17 protein-coding genes are annotated in these 15,966 nt (G+C 68.3%); 13 read left to right on the top strand and 4 right to left on the bottom strand.

What is annotated here, in order from left to right; translation table 11 throughout:
• Window positions 1-504 precede the first annotated feature (504 nt).
• Together ACMTAK_RS00330 and ACMTAK_RS00325 are read right to left on the bottom strand one after the other, a co-directional pair.
• Entirely contained in the window at window positions 505-1,101 is a 597-nt protein-coding gene (locus ACMTAK_RS00330; protein ID WP_413804248.1) for a GIY-YIG nuclease family protein, read from the bottom strand.
• A gap of 73 nt (window positions 1,102-1,174) precedes the next feature.
• Window positions 1,175-1,927, bottom strand: a complete 753-nt coding sequence (locus tag ACMTAK_RS00325; RefSeq protein ID WP_413804247.1) for a GNAT family N-acetyltransferase — start codon at window positions 1,925-1,927, stop codon at window positions 1,175-1,177.
• A 373-nt stretch (window positions 1,928-2,300) separates the two neighbouring features.
• On the opposite strand from ACMTAK_RS00325, the gene ACMTAK_RS00320 reads away from it, so the two are divergent.
• Window positions 2,301-2,834 carry an NUDIX hydrolase gene (locus ACMTAK_RS00320; protein WP_413804246.1) on the top strand — a complete coding sequence of 178 codons (534 nt, stop codon included), beginning with the start codon at window positions 2,301-2,303 and terminating at the stop codon, window positions 2,832-2,834.
• Window positions 2,835-2,836: 2 nt separating this feature from the next.
• Here ACMTAK_RS00320 and ACMTAK_RS00315 read toward each other — a convergent pair whose 3' ends face one another.
• Window positions 2,837-4,156: a helix-turn-helix domain-containing protein gene (locus ACMTAK_RS00315; protein ID WP_413804245.1), complete on the bottom strand. Its 1,320-nt coding sequence runs from the start codon at window positions 4,154-4,156 to the stop codon at window positions 2,837-2,839.
• A gap of 142 nt (window positions 4,157-4,298) precedes the next feature.
• Between ACMTAK_RS00315 and ACMTAK_RS00310 the strand changes: the two genes are divergently transcribed.
• Window positions 4,299-4,571: a hypothetical protein gene (locus ACMTAK_RS00310; protein ID WP_413804244.1), complete on the top strand. Its 273-nt coding sequence runs from the start codon at window positions 4,299-4,301 to the stop codon at window positions 4,569-4,571.
• Window positions 4,572-4,723: 152 nt separating this feature from the next.
• On the opposite strand, the gene ACMTAK_RS00305 is transcribed toward ACMTAK_RS00310, so the two are convergent.
• A complete protein-coding gene (locus ACMTAK_RS00305) occupies window positions 4,724-5,071 on the bottom strand; it encodes a GntR family transcriptional regulator (protein WP_413804243.1) in 348 nt (115 codons plus the stop codon).
• A 142-nt stretch (window positions 5,072-5,213) separates the two neighbouring features.
• On the opposite strand from ACMTAK_RS00305, the gene ACMTAK_RS00300 reads away from it, so the two are divergent.
• From ACMTAK_RS00300 to ACMTAK_RS00250, 11 genes are all read left to right on the top strand, one after another.
• Window positions 5,214-5,594 (top strand): hypothetical protein, encoded by a 381-nt coding sequence (locus ACMTAK_RS00300; RefSeq protein ID WP_413804242.1) that lies wholly within the window; start codon window positions 5,214-5,216, stop codon window positions 5,592-5,594.
• Window positions 5,595-5,905: 311 nt separating this feature from the next.
• Window positions 5,906-6,652 (top strand): hypothetical protein, encoded by a 747-nt coding sequence (locus ACMTAK_RS00295; protein WP_413804241.1) that lies wholly within the window; start codon window positions 5,906-5,908, stop codon window positions 6,650-6,652.
• A 157-nt stretch (window positions 6,653-6,809) separates the two neighbouring features.
• Window positions 6,810-7,316, top strand: a complete 507-nt coding sequence (locus tag ACMTAK_RS00290) for a hypothetical protein (protein ID WP_413804240.1) — start codon at window positions 6,810-6,812, stop codon at window positions 7,314-7,316.
• A 116-nt stretch (window positions 7,317-7,432) separates the two neighbouring features.
• Window positions 7,433-7,630, top strand: a complete 198-nt coding sequence (locus ACMTAK_RS00285) for a hypothetical protein (protein WP_413804239.1) — start codon at window positions 7,433-7,435, stop codon at window positions 7,628-7,630.
• Window positions 7,631-7,664: 34 nt separating this feature from the next.
• The gene (locus ACMTAK_RS00280) at window positions 7,665-7,970 is read left to right on the top strand and encodes a WhiB family transcriptional regulator (protein ID WP_413804295.1); all 306 of its coding nucleotides are present in this window, start codon (window positions 7,665-7,667) and stop codon (window positions 7,968-7,970) included.
• 154 nt (window positions 7,971-8,124) lie between these two features.
• Window positions 8,125-8,346 carry a DUF5999 family protein gene (locus tag ACMTAK_RS00275; protein ID WP_413804238.1) on the top strand — a complete coding sequence of 74 codons (222 nt, stop codon included), beginning with the start codon at window positions 8,125-8,127 and terminating at the stop codon, window positions 8,344-8,346.
• A 174-nt stretch (window positions 8,347-8,520) separates the two neighbouring features.
• Window positions 8,521-8,718, top strand: coding sequence for a hypothetical protein (locus tag ACMTAK_RS00270; RefSeq protein WP_413804237.1), 198 nt, complete (start codon window positions 8,521-8,523; stop codon window positions 8,716-8,718).
• 226 nt (window positions 8,719-8,944) lie between these two features.
• Window positions 8,945-9,208, top strand: coding sequence for a hypothetical protein (locus tag ACMTAK_RS00265; protein ID WP_413804236.1), 264 nt, complete (start codon window positions 8,945-8,947; stop codon window positions 9,206-9,208).
• Window positions 9,205-10,950 carry a DUF2637 domain-containing protein gene (locus ACMTAK_RS00260; RefSeq protein WP_413804235.1) on the top strand — a complete coding sequence of 582 codons (1,746 nt, stop codon included), beginning with the start codon at window positions 9,205-9,207 and terminating at the stop codon, window positions 10,948-10,950. Before ACMTAK_RS00265 ends, ACMTAK_RS00260 begins: the two co-directional genes overlap by 4 nt.
• 356 nt (window positions 10,951-11,306) lie before the next feature.
• A complete protein-coding gene (locus tag ACMTAK_RS00255) occupies window positions 11,307-13,376 on the top strand; it encodes a hypothetical protein (RefSeq protein ID WP_413804234.1) in 2,070 nt (689 codons plus the stop codon).
• A 144-nt stretch (window positions 13,377-13,520) separates the two neighbouring features.
• Window positions 13,521-15,965, top strand: coding sequence for a DNA translocase FtsK (locus tag ACMTAK_RS00250; protein ID WP_413804233.1), 2,445 nt, complete (start codon window positions 13,521-13,523; stop codon window positions 15,963-15,965).
• Window position 15,966 lies beyond the last annotated feature (1 nt).

The raw sequence follows: 15,966 nt of genomic DNA, 5'->3' as shown, positions 1-15,966 counted from the left end.
TTTTTGATCAATGTCGGAGACACGATACTCCCCCACCGAGGCCTTAGGGGCACCAGGGAAACCCGTGTCGCCGCCGCCGTAAAGTCCCCGCGAGCGAACAACATGTGACTCCATCTCACGAGCGCCGACAGTCCGACAGCTGCTTGCCAGACCACCCTCCGCGCACTGCGGCTGCGCAGCACGGGCGTCGGGGCCGACCAGAACATGAACGTGCCGACTCACCTGGCTCATCCGTCCGCTGTACCTCCCCGATGAGGTCTTTGAGTCGTTGTGTGATGCCTACGAACGCGCGGTTGTAGCGCCCATGATCCGAGCAGACTTTTTCGGATTCGCCAAGAGGGTTATGCCGGTTTCGCCGGACTTCCCGTCCGGCGAGCAACTTGCCGCGCACGCCTCCCGCCAGGCGGGAGGCGTAGACGGTGTACTGCCCGTGGGACGGTGTCGACGACTCGCGCCTGCTGTGCGGGCACTGTCATAAGCGGGCAGCTGGTCGATGGTTCCTCATCAGCCCTTCTTCGCCGCTTGACACCGACGGCAGTCTGCTGCCGCTGTCAGCCATGCGCTCGGCGACCATGGCACATCGCTTCGGAACTCGAGGCACTCGCATCCGTAATCACAGCCCCACCCAGGGATGAGGCCGCCACAGGTGTAGGGAGGAGGCCCTCCGTGGGCGGTTGTGGTGTGTCCGCACTTGCAACGGATGCCCTTACCGGCGCCTTCGGTAGCCCAATCTGGAATCCCGCTGGGCGGTCGGTGTGTGTGCCCGACCACGAAGGTCCGCTTTCCACCCTGCTTCTTGTGGAGCTTCTCGCCTTGCTCCGGGCACTGCTGCTCCAGGAGTTCGGCCACCTGGGCGATTTCTTCGGGCCAGTCATCCTGTTGGAAGCGGAACCACTCCCCAGACACGCGCTGCGCGGCGAAATGACGGTGCAGCTTGGTTTCCAACGCAGGGTCGGACGTTTCTCGCTGCCACCACACCTGGAGTGGGACCGGTGAGGCGGTTTGTAACTGACGCAGCCTCTTGGTGACGTTACCTGACTTGCCGATCTTCACGGGTGCTGGCTGTTCTGAGCTACTGATGGCGTACAGGAATGTAGTCATCGGTCATCTCCCGGTATGTGATGATTGGTGGCTTTGGCGGGGCACCCTCGGGTAGATCGACGAGGTCAGGCCATCAGCCCCACTCATGGGAGAGGACGGAGTACAGCACACTGTCGCGCCAGGCACCGTTCGTGTAGACGTGATCGCGCAGGACTCCCTCCCGGGTGAATCCGAGCTGCTCCACCATGGCGATCGAAGCCGCGTTCTCGGGTCCGATCGCCGCACTGATTCGGTGCAGGCCCAGCTCCGTAAATGCGTACGTCGTGAGGGTGCGGGCCGCGTCCGTGGCGTAGCCGCGGCCCCATTCCTCTGCTGCGATCGCGTAGCCGAGCTTGCCAGCTTTGACGCCGGCGTATCCGATCCGCGCGAAGCCGATGACCTGGTCGTCGCCGTGCTTGGCCACTGCCAGGTAGTACTCCGTCCGCGGCTCCTGCTGGGCGCGTTCGAGTGTCCCCTCGATCATGGCGATGGCCTGGTCCCGGTTTCGACTGTCGAAGGACAGCCACTCGGTGACCTTGTCGTCGCCGATGATCGCCAGGACGTCCTCGACATCATCGTGGGTGAACTCGCGCAGGACGACTTGGTCGCCGACGATGCGAAGTCGTTTGATGGGCAGTTGCGGGCGGACGACCGTCCCGTGACCACGCGACGACGTGACGAGACCTTCGGCTTCGAGAGCCTTATAGGCCGCGTGGACAGTTGATTTCGATCCCTCGCCAGCTGCCACGAGATCTCGGATGTGGGGCAGCTGCTGGCCGGGAGTGAGGTCGCCACGTCGAATCTGCGAGGCGAGCCTGTCCGCCAGCTTCCGCCACTTTGGTGCCATCCGTACCTCCTCCGGCCAAGGGAATCATAGTCCTAGGACTACTGTCGATGGGGGCTATTCTTCGTAGCTCGAGCTGCTTGGACGAGCTCCGCCGAGATGGCGAACGGTTGCCCAGAGATGCGGGAGTTGTGGCCATGGGCGCACACGGGTGCCGATCAGATAGCCGAGCTGGCGCACGTGGAGTGGTCCAAGGTGCACATGATGATCGCCTCCAGCCGCTGGTTCGTACGCCAACCAGCATCTGCAGGAGGACAGTCGTGTGAGAGGTCACCTGGATTACCCACGGTGGGTAAACGCTGGTCCGCCCCGCGGTCGGGATGGTTCAGTCTGAGATCCTGGAGCCAAGACGAATACAGGGAGCGGGGCCGAATTCATGCAGTGGACCGTGCACGGCGAGCGCCAGATTTACAGCAACCCATGGGTGAACCTGTGCCTCGTTGATGTGGAGCAGCCGGACGGGGCACGCTGGGAGTACCACGTCGTCCGGCTGCGGCACCTCGCGGTCGCCGTCGTGGTCAACGACCGCCGAGAGGTCCTCATGATGTGGCGGCACCGGTTCGTCACGGACTCGTGGGCCTGGGAGTTGCCCATGGGCCTGGTCGAACAGGACGAGACTCCGGCGGAGGCCGCGACGCGAGAGGTTCTGGAGGAGACCGGGTGGCGGCCAGAGGTGATGAAGCCGCTCGTGTATGCGGAGCCTGCCAATGGCATCACCGACTCCCAGCATCATATTTTCCGTGCGGACGGAGCAACCTATGACGGGCCGCCGACCGAGAAGAATGAATCGGACCGCATTGAGTGGATCCCTATCAATCGCATCCGCGGCATGATAGACCGCAAGGAGATCATCAGCAGCGGGAGCTTGGTAGGCCTTCTCTATCTCCTTATGGACGAGGCTGGCCGCTGACCTCATGGAAGCGCATGCGACATACGCTGCTCAAAAGCCACGACTTGCGGTGAGTTTCGGTAAGGGTGGAGTTCCTTCCGAAAATCCCTCAGATGCTCTGCAACCCTCTGTGAATCGACGGATGAGGCCAACGTGACGGCCTTTTCTGCCGAGTTGCATGCCTCATCTAGGTTCCCGTTCTGGAGTTGGCTGGTCGCCAGCCAGAAAAGGTGGAAAGCCCTACCGCGCTGATTAGACGTTGGCTCGTGACTCAGAGCCTGGGCGATCAGCGGTTCGGCCGCAGAAGCCTCGCCAAGCTGACCGTGGGCGATACCAGTGTCAACGGTCAGCTTGGTTTCATCGAAATACACCACCCATGATGGGTCATCGTCAGCGCCAGAAGTCAGAGCGAACTGTCGGTGAGCTTCACCGATCGCCGCGTGCGTACTCGTACGATCACGGAGCGTCGCATGGGCGAACGCCTCACGCATGGCCAGCATCGCCATGACCCTCGGGGTGCCGCGGCCGCGGACACTGTCCTGAGCCGCAGTCACCAAGGCGAGCGCATCAGCCGGTTTGTCTTCGTACGTGGCCTGGAGGCTCAAACAGGCAAGGACGTTCGCGACGAAGGCACGGTCATCGATTTCCCTCGACAACCGTAGTGCCTGCGTGAAATAGGAGCGAGCCTGGCTGTACTCCCGGGCGTCGAAATGTGTCCAGCCAGCCATCCGCGCCAACTCGGCCGCGACAGCTTGCAATCCGCGTCGCAGAGCGCCGTCCCTGCTCTCCTCTACTAGTCCGAGAACATACCGGAGCTGGCCCGTCACGGCTGGACGCAGAGCTGTCCCACCGTGTTCATCGTCTCGCCGCCAGTAGTCCTGAATAGAGGCCTGTAGGGCTCGCAGCGTCGACGGAGTGGACTGGGGTCCCGCTGCGATAGCAAGGATGCCCTCCAGGTCCGTACTCGGCAGAGCAACTCCCTTTGGTGAAACTTCTTCCATCGCACCGCGCTGCGAGCCCGGTGGAATAAAAAGCCCGGAAGCCGGTTCCTCGCCCTTTTCCCATGACCTGCGGGCCAGCCCGAGCATGTGTCCAGGAATTCCAAGACCATCGGCCACACGCTCGATCACAGCGATATGCGTCAGTGAACGACGACCCGAGATGATTTCACCCACTCGGCTTGGAGTCATGTCGCATCGACGCGCAATCCGTGACGGATAGAGCCCCGCCCGCTTAGCGAGGGCGAAGACTTTACCGAAGTCGCGGTCCCGACAGGCTTCCACCATCGCAGGATCCGAGAGCAGGCGCTGCGGGAGACCTGGCTCCTCCCGGCTGTCAGCCATCGTGTGCTCCCCGCTTCGCGCATCCGCAATAACCGGATCCTACCCACTGTGGGTAACCCAACGGACCTCCTTTCACAGGTCCCGCACCGGTCACCGTGAAGACAACCCAGGTCCACGCCAAGCACGTTGAGAGGAGGGCACGATGTCCAAAAGGCGGCACGTGGTGACCGATGCGCATGGTCGCTCGCTCGACCTCACGGCCATTGGCCAGGCACCCCAGGTGCCCGCGCATCCGAGCCCGCAGCACCGACTGATTCCTTCCGTTGTTGCTGTTACCGCAGTGCTGGTTGGTGGCGTAGTCGGGATCGCGCTGATCAACGCGATCCACGACATCGCCATGACGGTGGCAGGGACAGGTGCCACCGGCTTGATCTTCAAGGCTTTGCTGGCGACATCGAGCCGACAAGAGCGGTGATCTCTGTGACCACTCTTGAGCATCGGGCGGCGCCGCAGCTGTGCTGCTGCCTCAGTTATGTACGGGGGCAGCAGCAGGTGGCCGACGAAGGGTCAGGATTCGAAGGTGCCCGGCACGTTACCCGGCTGTTCGCCGTACACGATGCGCAGCACTCAGCTTTCCTGTCTGGTGTCGTCCTGCGACCGCTCTATCCGCTCCAAGCGTGCGGCCAGGTCCGCCACCTGGTTCTCCAACCGCTTGATGGCCTGGGCGGTCGGGTCAGCAACAGCCTCCACCGCCGACTCGCGGATGTACGAACCACGCCCCTGGTGGGAGTAAATGACGCCATCCGACCGCAGTTCTGCGAGCGCTCTCTGCACCGTGCCCGGGGCTACTCCAAAGCGATCAGCGAGCTCTCGGGTACTGGGCAGTTTGTCGTTGCCTTTCAGACGGCCGAGCCGGATCTGGTCGCGCACGTCTTGCGCGATGCGCTGATAGGGCTGCATGGCCTCGTCCGTCATGAACCACATCGTAAGGCCGCCTCGTTGGTCTGGATGGCTTGCACAACTTGGTTGACACAGTTACTGTATCAGCTAACATGAGTAAGTCAGTAAGGTTGGTCAACCGGGAAGCATGCACCCCTTCCGAGAGGAGCGCCACCTCATGAACGTCATCTCCACCCCTGCCGCCGCAGCCGATCTGGCCACGTTGTACGGCCGCTACTCCGCCCGCCTCGCCGCGCACGCCGCTGAGCGCCTGGCCGCTGCGGGCGCCGACCCGGTCAACGAGGTTGACGACGTGACGCAGGAGGTGTGGTTGTGGGCCGGGCAGCAGCGCCGTCTGCCCGGGTGGGAGGGCTTGCAGGTGATGACGGACTGGGTGGTCGAGGCGGCTACCTCCGAGCGGCAGGCCCGGCTCGAGGTGCCGGTGGGTGTGCGGCTGTCCGGTACGCCGGTCGTTCCCCTTCTCGGCCTTGAGAGCGTGCGGCCAGTGCGCATTGAGGCGGCCGAGGCGTCCCCTCTCTCCTTGTCGCCCGCGGCCTGACCTCGCCGGGTCCTCACGGGCCCGGCTCCCCCACCCGGAACCGCCCCTCGGGCGGCGCCGGCTGAGGGAGCCGGAACCACGGTCCCTGACCAAGCGCCACCGCAGAACAGCAGGAGTCACCGTCCCCTCCGGGGCGGCGGCAGTGGGGTTGAGCCCGCGCTCCCCCGGTCGAGGCGCCTGTACCGAATACCGCGTACCACCTGATCTACCTCGAACAGCGCGCTGCGCTGTCTGTGCGCCAGGCCGCCGGGTTACCGGTCCGGCCTGGCGGGCGGAGAGAGCAGCACCGCTCGATGAACCAGGAGGACTCGATGCCCCAGAAGCGCCCCGGCCGGACCCGCACCAAGCGCACCAACCGTCGTGAGCCGCTGCTGCTCAGCACGGTGGACCCGCAGTGCTACAACGTCCGGCCGGACGAAACGCGGTCGATTGTCTGCCCGGACTGTCGTACCTGGCGCCGGATCATGGGTGAGAAGACGCTCAAGATCCGTGAGCACTGCATCTCCGACCGCGTCGCTGAGGGTGAGACGCACGTCTGCTGCCCCGGAAGCAATCAGGTCGTCATCATCGACATCAACGTCCGTGATTGGCAGCGGCAGGCGGACCGGCTGCTGAGGGATGGAATGTGGGCCGACCAGCGGCGTGCGGCCCAGCAGTTCCACAAGCCGATCCCGTCGTCGGCCACGCCCGTTACCAAGATGTTGCCGGTGCCGATGAGCGCGCAGGCCGCTCTCACCACCTACCGCCAGCATTTCAAGAAGTGCCGGGCCTGTACCGGCACCCAGCGTTGCGCCGACGGCGCCCACCTCGCCGAGCTGTACGAGCGGCTGAAGCGCACCCAGCCTCGGCGCGACAAGGCCCGCGCGGTCCTCGCCCGTGAGCGGGCCCGGTTCGACCGCGGCTACATCGCAGAGGGCGCCGAGAAAACGGCCGCCGTATGGACGGCGGCCCGGGAGGCCACCGCCAACCCGAAGGTATTGGCCAAACGCTCCGGTACGGCGCTTGAGGAGCAGAACAACCAGTGCAAGCGGCAGCCGCGTGATGTGCTCCCTGCCTGATCAACACTGACGAACGACCACGGCCGTCGCCATCAAGTTCAGATGGCGGCGGCCGTGGCTGCTCGTACGGCAGTCAGCAGCCCCCCGGGGACGGCCATCCCCGGGGGGCTGATCTCACACCACTGGACCTAAATGGGAGGCCCAGATGACCGTCAGCATGACACACACGCCCCCGCCGCCCGCGGCTGAGCCCGACCCGGTGATCCTCGAAGCTCTGCGCAGGGTCATCGACGACCAGATCGGCCCGCGCCGCCCCGGCGCGCTCTACCAGAACATCGACGGCGCGTTCGAGGTCCTGGCCGTGGTCCGCGCCCCGGAGCAGGCCCGGGCCCTGCTGGGGCGCCGGTGCGCCCAGTGGGCCGTGATCGTCCGTGATGTGCTCCGTGCGGACGGCGAGCCGTTCGCGGTGGGGTCGGTGTGGACCACGGAGGACCGTCTGATCCGCGCCGCGGACGATGCGTGCCCGTTGTGCGGGTACTGGACGTGCCGGTGCGGCGAGGCCGTCGCGCTGGCCACGGCGGTGAAGGCCGCGGTCCCGGAAGTCTCCGGGGCCGATCAGCGGTGCGTCTGCGGGCGTCCTGCGGATCAGTGCCGGTGCAAGGACCCGTACCCGTCCGGGCGGATGAGGGTCCGCGCCGGTGCGCTGGCGGCGGTGGTCCGGTGAGCTCCTGCGGACATCCCCCGAAGTTAGTGACCGTCAACCACGTTGGCGCCGACGGCAAGTCCTACCAGTCGGTGCGGCACGAGCCGTGCCAGTGCGGCGGAAAGAAGCAGTAACGCGTGCATCACCTACGCCGGGCCCGTACCGCGCATCGTCTCGCGGTACGGGCCCTCGCGCAGCGCGGCCTGGCCCATCCGGCTGCAAGCGCCCTGCTCGCCGCGGCCGCCCTGGCGGCCGCGGCGGCATGGGAGGCCGGCCACCGCGTCACCGACATCCACCCGCCCACCGGCAACCAGCCCGACAGCGGGGCCCGTTGACTCACACGCATCCCCGGGAGGATCCGTGAAGCACATCGTGCGCACCACCTTCGCCTCGAGCCTTGCCTCGGACGACCGCGACCGTGATTTCCGGGCCAGCGGGGTCTGTGGAGGGGAGGAGCCGGACCTGTTCTTCCCGGTCGGCAACACCGGCCCTGCCCTGCTGCAGATCGAGGAGGCCAAGGCTGTGTGCCGCCGCTGCCCGGTCATGGAGACCTGCCTCCAGTGGGCGCTGGACACCAACCAGCACTACGGCGTCTGGGGCGGAATGAGCGAGGACGAGCGGCGGGCACTGAAGCGCCGCGCCGCCCGCAAGGGCACCCGCAACACCAGCGCCTGATCGCAGCCCTGCGCTGCCCGGGCACCACCGGACCGGCTTCTGCCCGGCCCGGTGGCGGCGGGGAACGCAGGGACCGCATCCAGCAGGCGACCACACGGTCGCGCTGACTTCCGGTCCACACCTCAACCGCACCGGCAACCAAGGGAGATCACTCATGGCAACAACCCCCGCTTGCCCGCACACGCCACCGTGCCCGCTGGCCGGCAGCTCCGACCGGGAGGCCGCCCATCTGGTGGCGCACCACCCGGAGCAGGGCTGGAGCCTGCTGTGTAACGGCGTTCTCCTCTTCGAGGACACCGGCGAGCTGCTGCCCGATGGGCGGGTCATCGCCCCGCACCGGCCGCTCACCGGCCAGCGCATCAGCGTCGCCGCTTGAGCCTTTCTGTTGGTTGTCTTCTCTGCTTCGCTCCCGCCCGGCGGGAGCGCCAGACAACTTCCTGCCCGCACCGCAGCACTACCTCGAGTCGGCCGCCCGCACCCCGGGTGGCCGCGTTGTTCCGCCTGCTGCTCCTGGCGACAGTCCAGGAGCGATACCTCGAAGGAGTCCTCGATGGCCGGGATATTCGCCCGTCTGACCAGCCCGTTGCGCCACATCGACGCCGACCCGGACCAGCTGGTCCTGGAGGCGTACCAGCTGCTTCAGGACGCGAAGAAGAACCACGGCGTGTGGCCGGCGATGGCGGCGTACACCGGGATGGCCACCGTGAAGATCCAGATTGCTCAGTACCTCAAGGAGCACCGCGGCTGACGGCCGCCTGGAGCCACCTGCCGCGGCCCCGGACGGAGTTGTTCTCCGTCCCGGGGCCGGCGGTTCTCCCGCTTCGCCACGACCGCCTGGGCTGTGGCGGGGGCGGAGAGCCGGAATCGGCTCGGCAAAGAGAAAGAGGCCCCATGCCCGGGGCCTCTCCTTTGTTCTCGCGATCCGCTGATAAGGGAGCGATTCGCATGGTCAACGCTACCAGCGGGGGTGCCCGGTGAGTACCACCGCCACCACCCCGGACCTTGACAAGACCCCGGCCGACACCTACGTGGCGCGCAGCCCGCTGTCGGCCCTGCTGGCCACGCTCACCGCACTGGTCGCCACCATTTTGGCCTTGTTCGACCTGTTCGCGAACGGCCTGTGGCCCACAAGCCTGCACCTGACCGTCGGCCTTGCCGTGTTCGGCGTGGTCCGGCTGTGTGTCGGCCTGGCCCTGGACCCGTTCTTCCCGACCGACGACCCGGAGAGCAGCACATGACCGCCGTCGACATCCGAAAGCCCGACATGGTCCGTCCGGACGGCGACGACGACTCCCGCTCCTGGGGTGTCCCCGACCTGGCTGACCATCCCGACCACGGCGAGGACCAGGAGCCGGAGCAGCACGATGTTCCGGAGCAGGCGCCGAAGCCGGACAACCCGCGCACCATGCGGCTGCTCGCCGTCATCGCCGGTGTTGGCGGCCTGGTGCTTGCCGGGATCGGCTTCACCGGTTCCTACGACACCCTGCGGCACCTCGCGGAGGGCAAGGGCTTCGGCACTTTCTCCTATGCGTTCCCCATCGGCATCGATGCTGGCATCCTCGTGCTCCTTGCGCTCGACCTCTATATGACGCGCAAACGGATGCCGCTGCCGGTGCTGCGCTGGGCCGCGCACGGCCTGACCGCCGCCACGGTCGCCTTCAACGCCGCCGCCCCGCCGGGGCCGGTGTCGGCCGACCCGCTCGCGGCGTCCATGCACGGCGTGATTCCGGTGCTGTTCATCATGGCTGTGGAGGCGGCCCGCCACTACATCGGCCGGATGGCCGACCTGCTGGCCGGTGCTACTCCGCTCGGGTCGGTCCCGCTGGCCCGATGGATCCTCGCCCCGCTGTCCACACCCCGCCTGGCCCGCCGGATGCGGCTGTACAACCTCCCCTACAAGGAGGTCGCCGCCCAGCATCAGCAGCTGCGGATCTACCGCGAAGGGCTGCGTCAGAAGTACGAGAGCGCCCCGGAGAGCTGGCGCAAGGCGGCGACGCCGGACGAACTGCTGCCGTTCAAACTCGCCCCGTTCGGCTTCGATGTGGAGAGTGCTCTGGAGGTGCCGCTCCAGGAGGAGACCAAGCTCATCGAGCGGAGGGCGCGGGCGGCTGTTCAGCGGGCCGAGGCCGAGATTCAGCGAGTGAGGACTGATGTTCAACTCGGAGAGGCTCGCATTCAGGCGGAGGTCGACAGGATCCGGGGCGAGGGCCGGTTGAAGATCGCCAAGGCCGAAGCGGAACGCGAGGCTCAGGCGGAGATTCAACAGGCCGAAGCCGATGCTCAACTGCGCGAGGCGAAGCGTCAGCACGCGCTCAAGCTCGCGGAGGACCAGGCCGCGGCCGAAGCGCAGGAGCTCGCCGACGAGACCGAGAAGCGCCGCACCCTCTCCCGCATCGAGCGCGAGAGGGTGCAGGCCAGCTGGGGTCTGGAGCAGCAGCAGATGGCCACGGAGGCGACCGAGCACGAGCGCCGCATCCAGGCCGATGCCGCCGCCCGCGCCCAGCGCGATGAGGCCGCCCGGCAGGCCGGCATCGCGGAGCAGGACCAGCGCCGCGCGCGGGCCCTGGCCGAACAGAAGCGGGCCCTCGAAGTGGCCGCTGAACACGAGCGGAAGGAGGCTGAACACCGCGCCGCGACGGTGAACGCGGCCCGTCAGGAGCAGATCGCCAACGAGGAGATCGCCGCCTCGAAGGCCCGGGAGGAAGCCGCGGTCGAGGAAGCCGCTGAGCACCGGGCGCGTGCCGCTGAACACGAGGCCCGTGCGGTTGAAGCCGCCGCGATGGCCCGCATGTCTCAGGTCGACTGGGACACCCACCGGGTCGCCGCGATGATCCAGGCCCGGGGCGAGAGCGCGGTCACCGTCCGCGTCATCGCCGAGGAACTGGGCATCTCCACCGGCTCCGCGCAGGACCGTAAGACCCGGGCCGTCGCCCTGCTCAATGGCGGCGGCAACGGGGCCCCGGAGCAGGCCGCAGCCTGAAAACGGAATCTGATCTGAGAGCCCTCCTGGCCCCCAGGGTTGCCCCTCGCACCTCCCCTCCGGCGCGCCGCCGGACAGGGCGGCTGCGGGGGTCGGCCGCGGCCGCCAGGCCACTGCGTCACCCGCTCCACCCCGCACCAACCGGCCCTGCCAACGGGCCGGAAAGCACCTTTTGTACCCCCGGCCCTGTCGTTTACGGAAAGTAGCGGCGAGGCGAAGCGAGGCGAGGCGAGGCGAGGGGAAACACCCCTCCCAGCCCCCTGCTGAGCCCTTCAACCGGGGGTGAAGGGGGGCTTCGTGCTCGCGTCGCGCCGCCTCGCCTCGCCTCTCCGCTACACATTGTGAGGAGATTCGTCGTGGCAGACACCGCGACCGCGCCCCCCGACATCACCACAGACAGCACCGGTGGTGAGGGCGCCGATACTGCCGATTACCCCGTCGTCACCGAGCCCTCGAGTGGCGCCGGCCTTGCCCCGGAGCCGAAGAACACCAGCCGCGGACGCCCCCGGGCGCTGCCGCTTCTGATCCACGGTGGCAACACAACCGGAATAGCCGCAGGTGTCGCGTACGGCGCCGCCGGAGTGCCCGGACTCATCGCCGCTGGCGCGGCCGGAGCAGCGGTCGGCGCCGCCGCGCTGGTCGGCCGCAAGAAGCGCTCGAAGGTCTCCAACGTCCGCAAGGTCACCACCGGCAACCGTTCTGGTGGCGGCTTCGGCCGGTCTGGGGGAGGCGTGGGCAAGGGCGGCCTGTTCGGACGCGGCGGTGGTCGCGGCCGGGGCGGCGGTGCTGCCGGTGGCGGCGGCCGGGGCCGGACGAACGGCACCGGCTCCACCGGGACCGGTGCCGGACGCCGACCCGGCGGCGGCCGCCACGCCGCAGGCGGCGGCTCCGGCCGCGGCCCCGGCGGCCGGGGAAGCGGGAACGGGAAGAACGGGCGCGGCCTGGGCGGTCTCCTCGGCGAGGGCGGCCGCCGCAAGAACAAGGGCGGCCTGGGCGGTGCCAACAGCCCCGGCGCCAACATGCCCAAGGGCACCGGCGGCGGCAGGAACAGCCCCGGGAAGGCTGGCGCTCACCAGCAGTCCCGCTCCGGCAAGGCGTGGCAGACCCTCAAGGGCTGGGGCAACAGGATGCGCCGCAAGAACGACGGCGCGGGCGCCGGGGCTTCCGGCTCCGGGAACTCCGGTTCTTCCGGCGGCTCTGGCACCAGCGGCAAGGGCACCGGTACCGGATCGTCCACGCCCGCCACGACCCGCTTCGGACGCGCGCTGCGGAAGATGCGCGGCTGGGCGGGCAAGCTGCGCCGCTCGAAGAAGGGCAAGAACGGAAGTTCCAACGGCTCCGGCAGCAGCGGACCGGCATCGGGCCGCCTCTACCGGCTGCGCCGCGTCGCCGCCCGCAAGCTCGGGCACTGGGCGCGCTGCGCCGGCGCCGGGTTCCTCGCCGGACTCGGAGGGTTGCTCACGCTGCCCCTCGGACTCCTGTGGGGCGCCTGGCGCCTGCTCACCCGGCACCGCGACCCGCTGGGCGGGTTCGCGTTCCCCGTCCGCATCGCCGGACGGATTTGGCGGTTCTTCTTCCGCCGCTCCCAGGCCCGCCACGACAAGGAAGCCCAGGCGGACCAGCTCACCCTCAAGGTCAACAACCCGAGGAAGGACACCGACCCCGTGACCGGACCCTCCCTGACCGCAGGCACCACGGTGCTGGACGGCAACAACAGCAAGTTCGCCATGGCCATGCGCGCCGCGCACTCCGCCTACACCGGCTACAGCCCGCGCAGCATGATGGAGGTCGCCGCCGAGTACGCCGGCCTGCCCAACGGCATCCGCGCCGCGGCGATGGCCGTACACCAGATGGCCGTCAACTCCGACCAGAAATACCCGTGCAGCAAGCGGGCCATCGCCAAGCTGAGCGAGGCGTACCAGCGGCTGATCGCCGCTGCCTCTCGCGCGGACAACATGGTCGCCCTCTTTCGTGGTGCCCACGCGTTCGACATTGAGCGGATCGTCGCCCCGAGGACGAACGAGTGGATGTGGAACGTCACCCCGACCGGGGCCGACGCCCCCGAGGGTGCGATGTTCATGCCGGGCCGGATCGAGTCCGGGTGCGTCCTGATGGCCGTGCTCTACCGCACCTTCGAGCCGGTCCACATGATGCAGGTCGGCAGCGAGTTCCAGGGCACCGCCTACGGGATCACCGCCCTGGCCGACTGCATCCATACCCTGCACCAGCGCACCCGCGACCTGTACCCGGTCGACGACCGCGTCACCGACGAGCTCGGCATGCTCGAGTCGATGATCCGCGCGGCCGGCGACGACGCCGACATGGCCGCGAAGCTGTTCCTCGAGGACCACAGCCGGGAAATCAGCCACAACATCAACCCCCGCAAGGGCCCGGCTGCCGAGTCCATGTGGAACACCCCCCGCTGACCCACACCCCCCAGCACGACCGCACCACCAGGAGCCGGTGGCCGGACCCCGAACCCCGGGTCCGGCCACCGGCTCCCTTGCTGCCTGCCTATCGCCTTGCTGCCCCCGCCCCCGCCTTCCTGACCAGGATGGAGAACTCTTCCCATGCCGATGCGTCACTGGGACTGGTCGCTGCCCAGCGGCCACACCACCTTCCTCGGATACGCCAGCGAGACCGCCGCCTCGATGGTGATGCTCGCCCCGATCACCGGACTGCCCTGGCAGGCCGCCGCCGTCACCCTCACCGGCGCGGCCGCCGCCGGGACGGTCCACGACCTGCGCGAGGGCACCACCGCCGGCACCCTCACCACCCGCGCCCTGTCCTGGCTCACCGCCGCCGGATGGGCGTCCTGGGCGCTGGCGACCGCGCCCCTGACCTCCACCGGCTGGGCAACCGGCCTGGGCCTGGCCGCCGTCGGCCTCGCCGCGAACGCGTCGGCGACCCGTACGGAGTCCACCCGCTCCCAGCGCAAGCGGCTGCTGAAGCTGCGCCGCGAGTCGGTCGGCATCCTGCGCGACTGGGAAGACCGCATGGCGCGCGTCGCCCGGATCGAGAAGTGCCAGGGCAAGGACGTGCAGCACTGGCCCGGGAAGGTCGGCTACACCGTGGAGATGGACCTGCCCGACGGCGGGACCACCATCGACGACCTCAACGGCTACGGCCCGAAGTTCGCCAGCGACCTGCGTCTGGCCGACGGCTGTGGTGTGGAGATCTTCCCCGGCGCCAACCGCGGCACGATCCTGATCGAGGTCACCCTCAAGGACGTCATCAGCGAGGACATCCCCTACCCGGAGGACTACTCCGAGATCAGCCTCACCGAGCGGTTCCCCTTCGGTGTGCACCGCAACGGCGAGCCGGCGCTCGGCAGCCTCTGCAACGACTGCGGGATCCTGATCGGCGAGACGGACGCGGGCAAGACGAACTCGCTGCGCGTGGTCACCGCTCAGCTCGCCCGGATGCCCGACGCGCTGATCTGGGCCATCGACATCACAGGCGGCGGCGTTGCTCTCCCGTGGATCACCCCGTGGGCCACCGAGGGCCTTGCCTCCGCGCCGATTGTCGACTGGATCGCGCATACCGAGGACGAAGCCCGCCTCATGCTCAAGATGGCCGGGGAGATCATTGCTGCCCGCAAGGCCGGCTACCAGCAGCTGATGCGTGAGCAGAAGACCGACAACAAGCTCCCGATCAGCCAGGAGATTCCCGGCATCGTCATCATCTGTGACGAGACCGCCTCCCTGCCCTTCGACATCAAGGAAATGGTCGACAAGGTCGAAGAGGAGGGCCGCGCGATGCGTGTGCGGGCGCTGGTCGCGGCCCTGCGCGCCACGCAGGACGCCATCACCGCGATGATGAAGCTGATGTCGAAGTGGCGTGTCGGCATGACCGTGAGCGACCCGGAGGAGCTGGCTTACCTTTTCCCCGGCTACATCAAGATCGACCCGAAGGACGCGCCCGTCGCGGGTTCCGGCTGGACGATGCACACCCGGCTGGGACCGAAGAAGCCCACCGCGATGAAGGTGTGGCGCCTGGTCGACGAGCTGATGGACAAGATCTGCGCGGCGACCGCCGGGCGGCGGCCCAAGCTCGATGAGCTGTCCGCGTCCGTCGACAGTGGCGCGCACTACCCGCAGCGGTGGGCGCGCACCTTGCCGGACCTCTACAAGGGCCAGAAGCTCACCGAGTCCGCGCAGTACGCCATCGACAACGCCGGGGAGATCATCGACGCCTCCACCCTGCTCGCCGCCGACCCGGCCCCCGCCGCGGCGGCCGGCACCACCGAGGCGGCCCCGGCCGCCTCGGTGCCGCAGGGCTTCGAGGGCTTCGGCGGCGCGGCGGAGCTGTTCGCCGCCGTCACCGCCAGCCTGGACCCGACCGCCGCACCGGTCGCCGTCCCCGCAGGCCCCGCCCCGGCGTCGGCCGCTGCCCCGCAGGCTGCACCGCTCCCCCGCCCCGCCCGCCCGGTCGACCCGCGCGAGAAGGGCTGGGAGCTCCTGGTCGCCGCCGGTGAAGACGGCTACTCGCCCAAGGCGCTGCACGAGATGCTCAAGCAGCTCCTGGGCGAGGACGTCGCACCGGCACAGCGCACGGTCGGCGGCTGGCTGCAGACCTGGGCCAAGGACGGCAAGGCCATCAAGGACGATACGCGGCAGTACACCCGCTACGTCGCCCGCGAGGCCGTCGTCCAGCAGCCCAGCACCGCCCCGGCCACCCCGGCCGGGCCGGAGGCGGCGGCCCTGCCCGAGGGCATCGATGGCGCTCTGGTCCTCCAGGCCGTTGAACTGCTCGTATCCGCCCAGTTCGGGTCGACGTCGATGCTCCAGCGCAAGCTGCGCATCGGCTTCGCCCTCACCGAGAAGCTGATGGACTTCCTCCACCAGCTGGGCATCGTCGGCCCGTCCGACGGCTCCACGGCACGCGAAATCCTGGTCTCGACGCAGGACCTGGAGGCGACCATGATGAGGCTGGCCGACGAACTCGGCTACACCGCCCGCGACTTGGGCGCGATGGGCCTTGCGGCTGCCGCCGCTTCGCACACCAAGGAGTGAC

This window comes from Streptomyces lacaronensis (genome assembly GCF_047337785.1).
In the GTDB taxonomy this organism is placed as follows: Bacteria; Actinomycetota; Actinomycetes; order Streptomycetales; family Streptomycetaceae; genus Streptomyces; species Streptomyces lycopersici.
The sequence above is the reverse complement of the archived record's forward strand: the minus strand, read 5'-3'. Positions and strand labels throughout refer to the sequence as shown.

What these genes read in the sequence shown, in the direction of transcription:
- ACMTAK_RS00330 (WP_413804248.1), bottom strand. Translation starts at nt 1,101, where the DNA reads ATGACTACATTCCTGTACGCCATCAGTAGCTCAGAACAGCCAGCACCC.
- ACMTAK_RS00325 (WP_413804247.1), bottom strand. Translation starts at nt 1,927, where the DNA reads ATGGCACCAAAGTGGCGGAAGCTGGCGGACAGGCTCGCCTCGCAGATT.
- ACMTAK_RS00320 (WP_413804246.1), top strand. Translation starts at nt 2,301, where the DNA reads ATGCAGTGGACCGTGCACGGCGAGCGCCAGATTTACAGCAACCCATGG.
- ACMTAK_RS00315 (WP_413804245.1), bottom strand. Translation starts at nt 4,156, where the DNA reads ATGGCTGACAGCCGGGAGGAGCCAGGTCTCCCGCAGCGCCTGCTCTCG.
- ACMTAK_RS00310 (WP_413804244.1), top strand. Translation starts at nt 4,299, where the DNA reads ATGTCCAAAAGGCGGCACGTGGTGACCGATGCGCATGGTCGCTCGCTC.
- ACMTAK_RS00305 (WP_413804243.1), bottom strand. Translation starts at nt 5,071, where the DNA reads ATGACGGACGAGGCCATGCAGCCCTATCAGCGCATCGCGCAAGACGTG.
- ACMTAK_RS00300 (WP_413804242.1), top strand. Translation starts at nt 5,214, where the DNA reads ATGAACGTCATCTCCACCCCTGCCGCCGCAGCCGATCTGGCCACGTTG.
- ACMTAK_RS00295 (WP_413804241.1), top strand. Translation starts at nt 5,906, where the DNA reads ATGCCCCAGAAGCGCCCCGGCCGGACCCGCACCAAGCGCACCAACCGT.
- ACMTAK_RS00290 (WP_413804240.1), top strand. Translation starts at nt 6,810, where the DNA reads ATGACACACACGCCCCCGCCGCCCGCGGCTGAGCCCGACCCGGTGATC.
- ACMTAK_RS00275 (WP_413804238.1), top strand. Translation starts at nt 8,125, where the DNA reads ATGGCAACAACCCCCGCTTGCCCGCACACGCCACCGTGCCCGCTGGCC.
- ACMTAK_RS00270 (WP_413804237.1), top strand. Translation starts at nt 8,521, where the DNA reads ATGGCCGGGATATTCGCCCGTCTGACCAGCCCGTTGCGCCACATCGAC.
- ACMTAK_RS00260 (WP_413804235.1), top strand. Translation starts at nt 9,205, where the DNA reads ATGACCGCCGTCGACATCCGAAAGCCCGACATGGTCCGTCCGGACGGC.
- ACMTAK_RS00250 (WP_413804233.1), top strand. Translation starts at nt 13,521, where the DNA reads ATGCCGATGCGTCACTGGGACTGGTCGCTGCCCAGCGGCCACACCACC.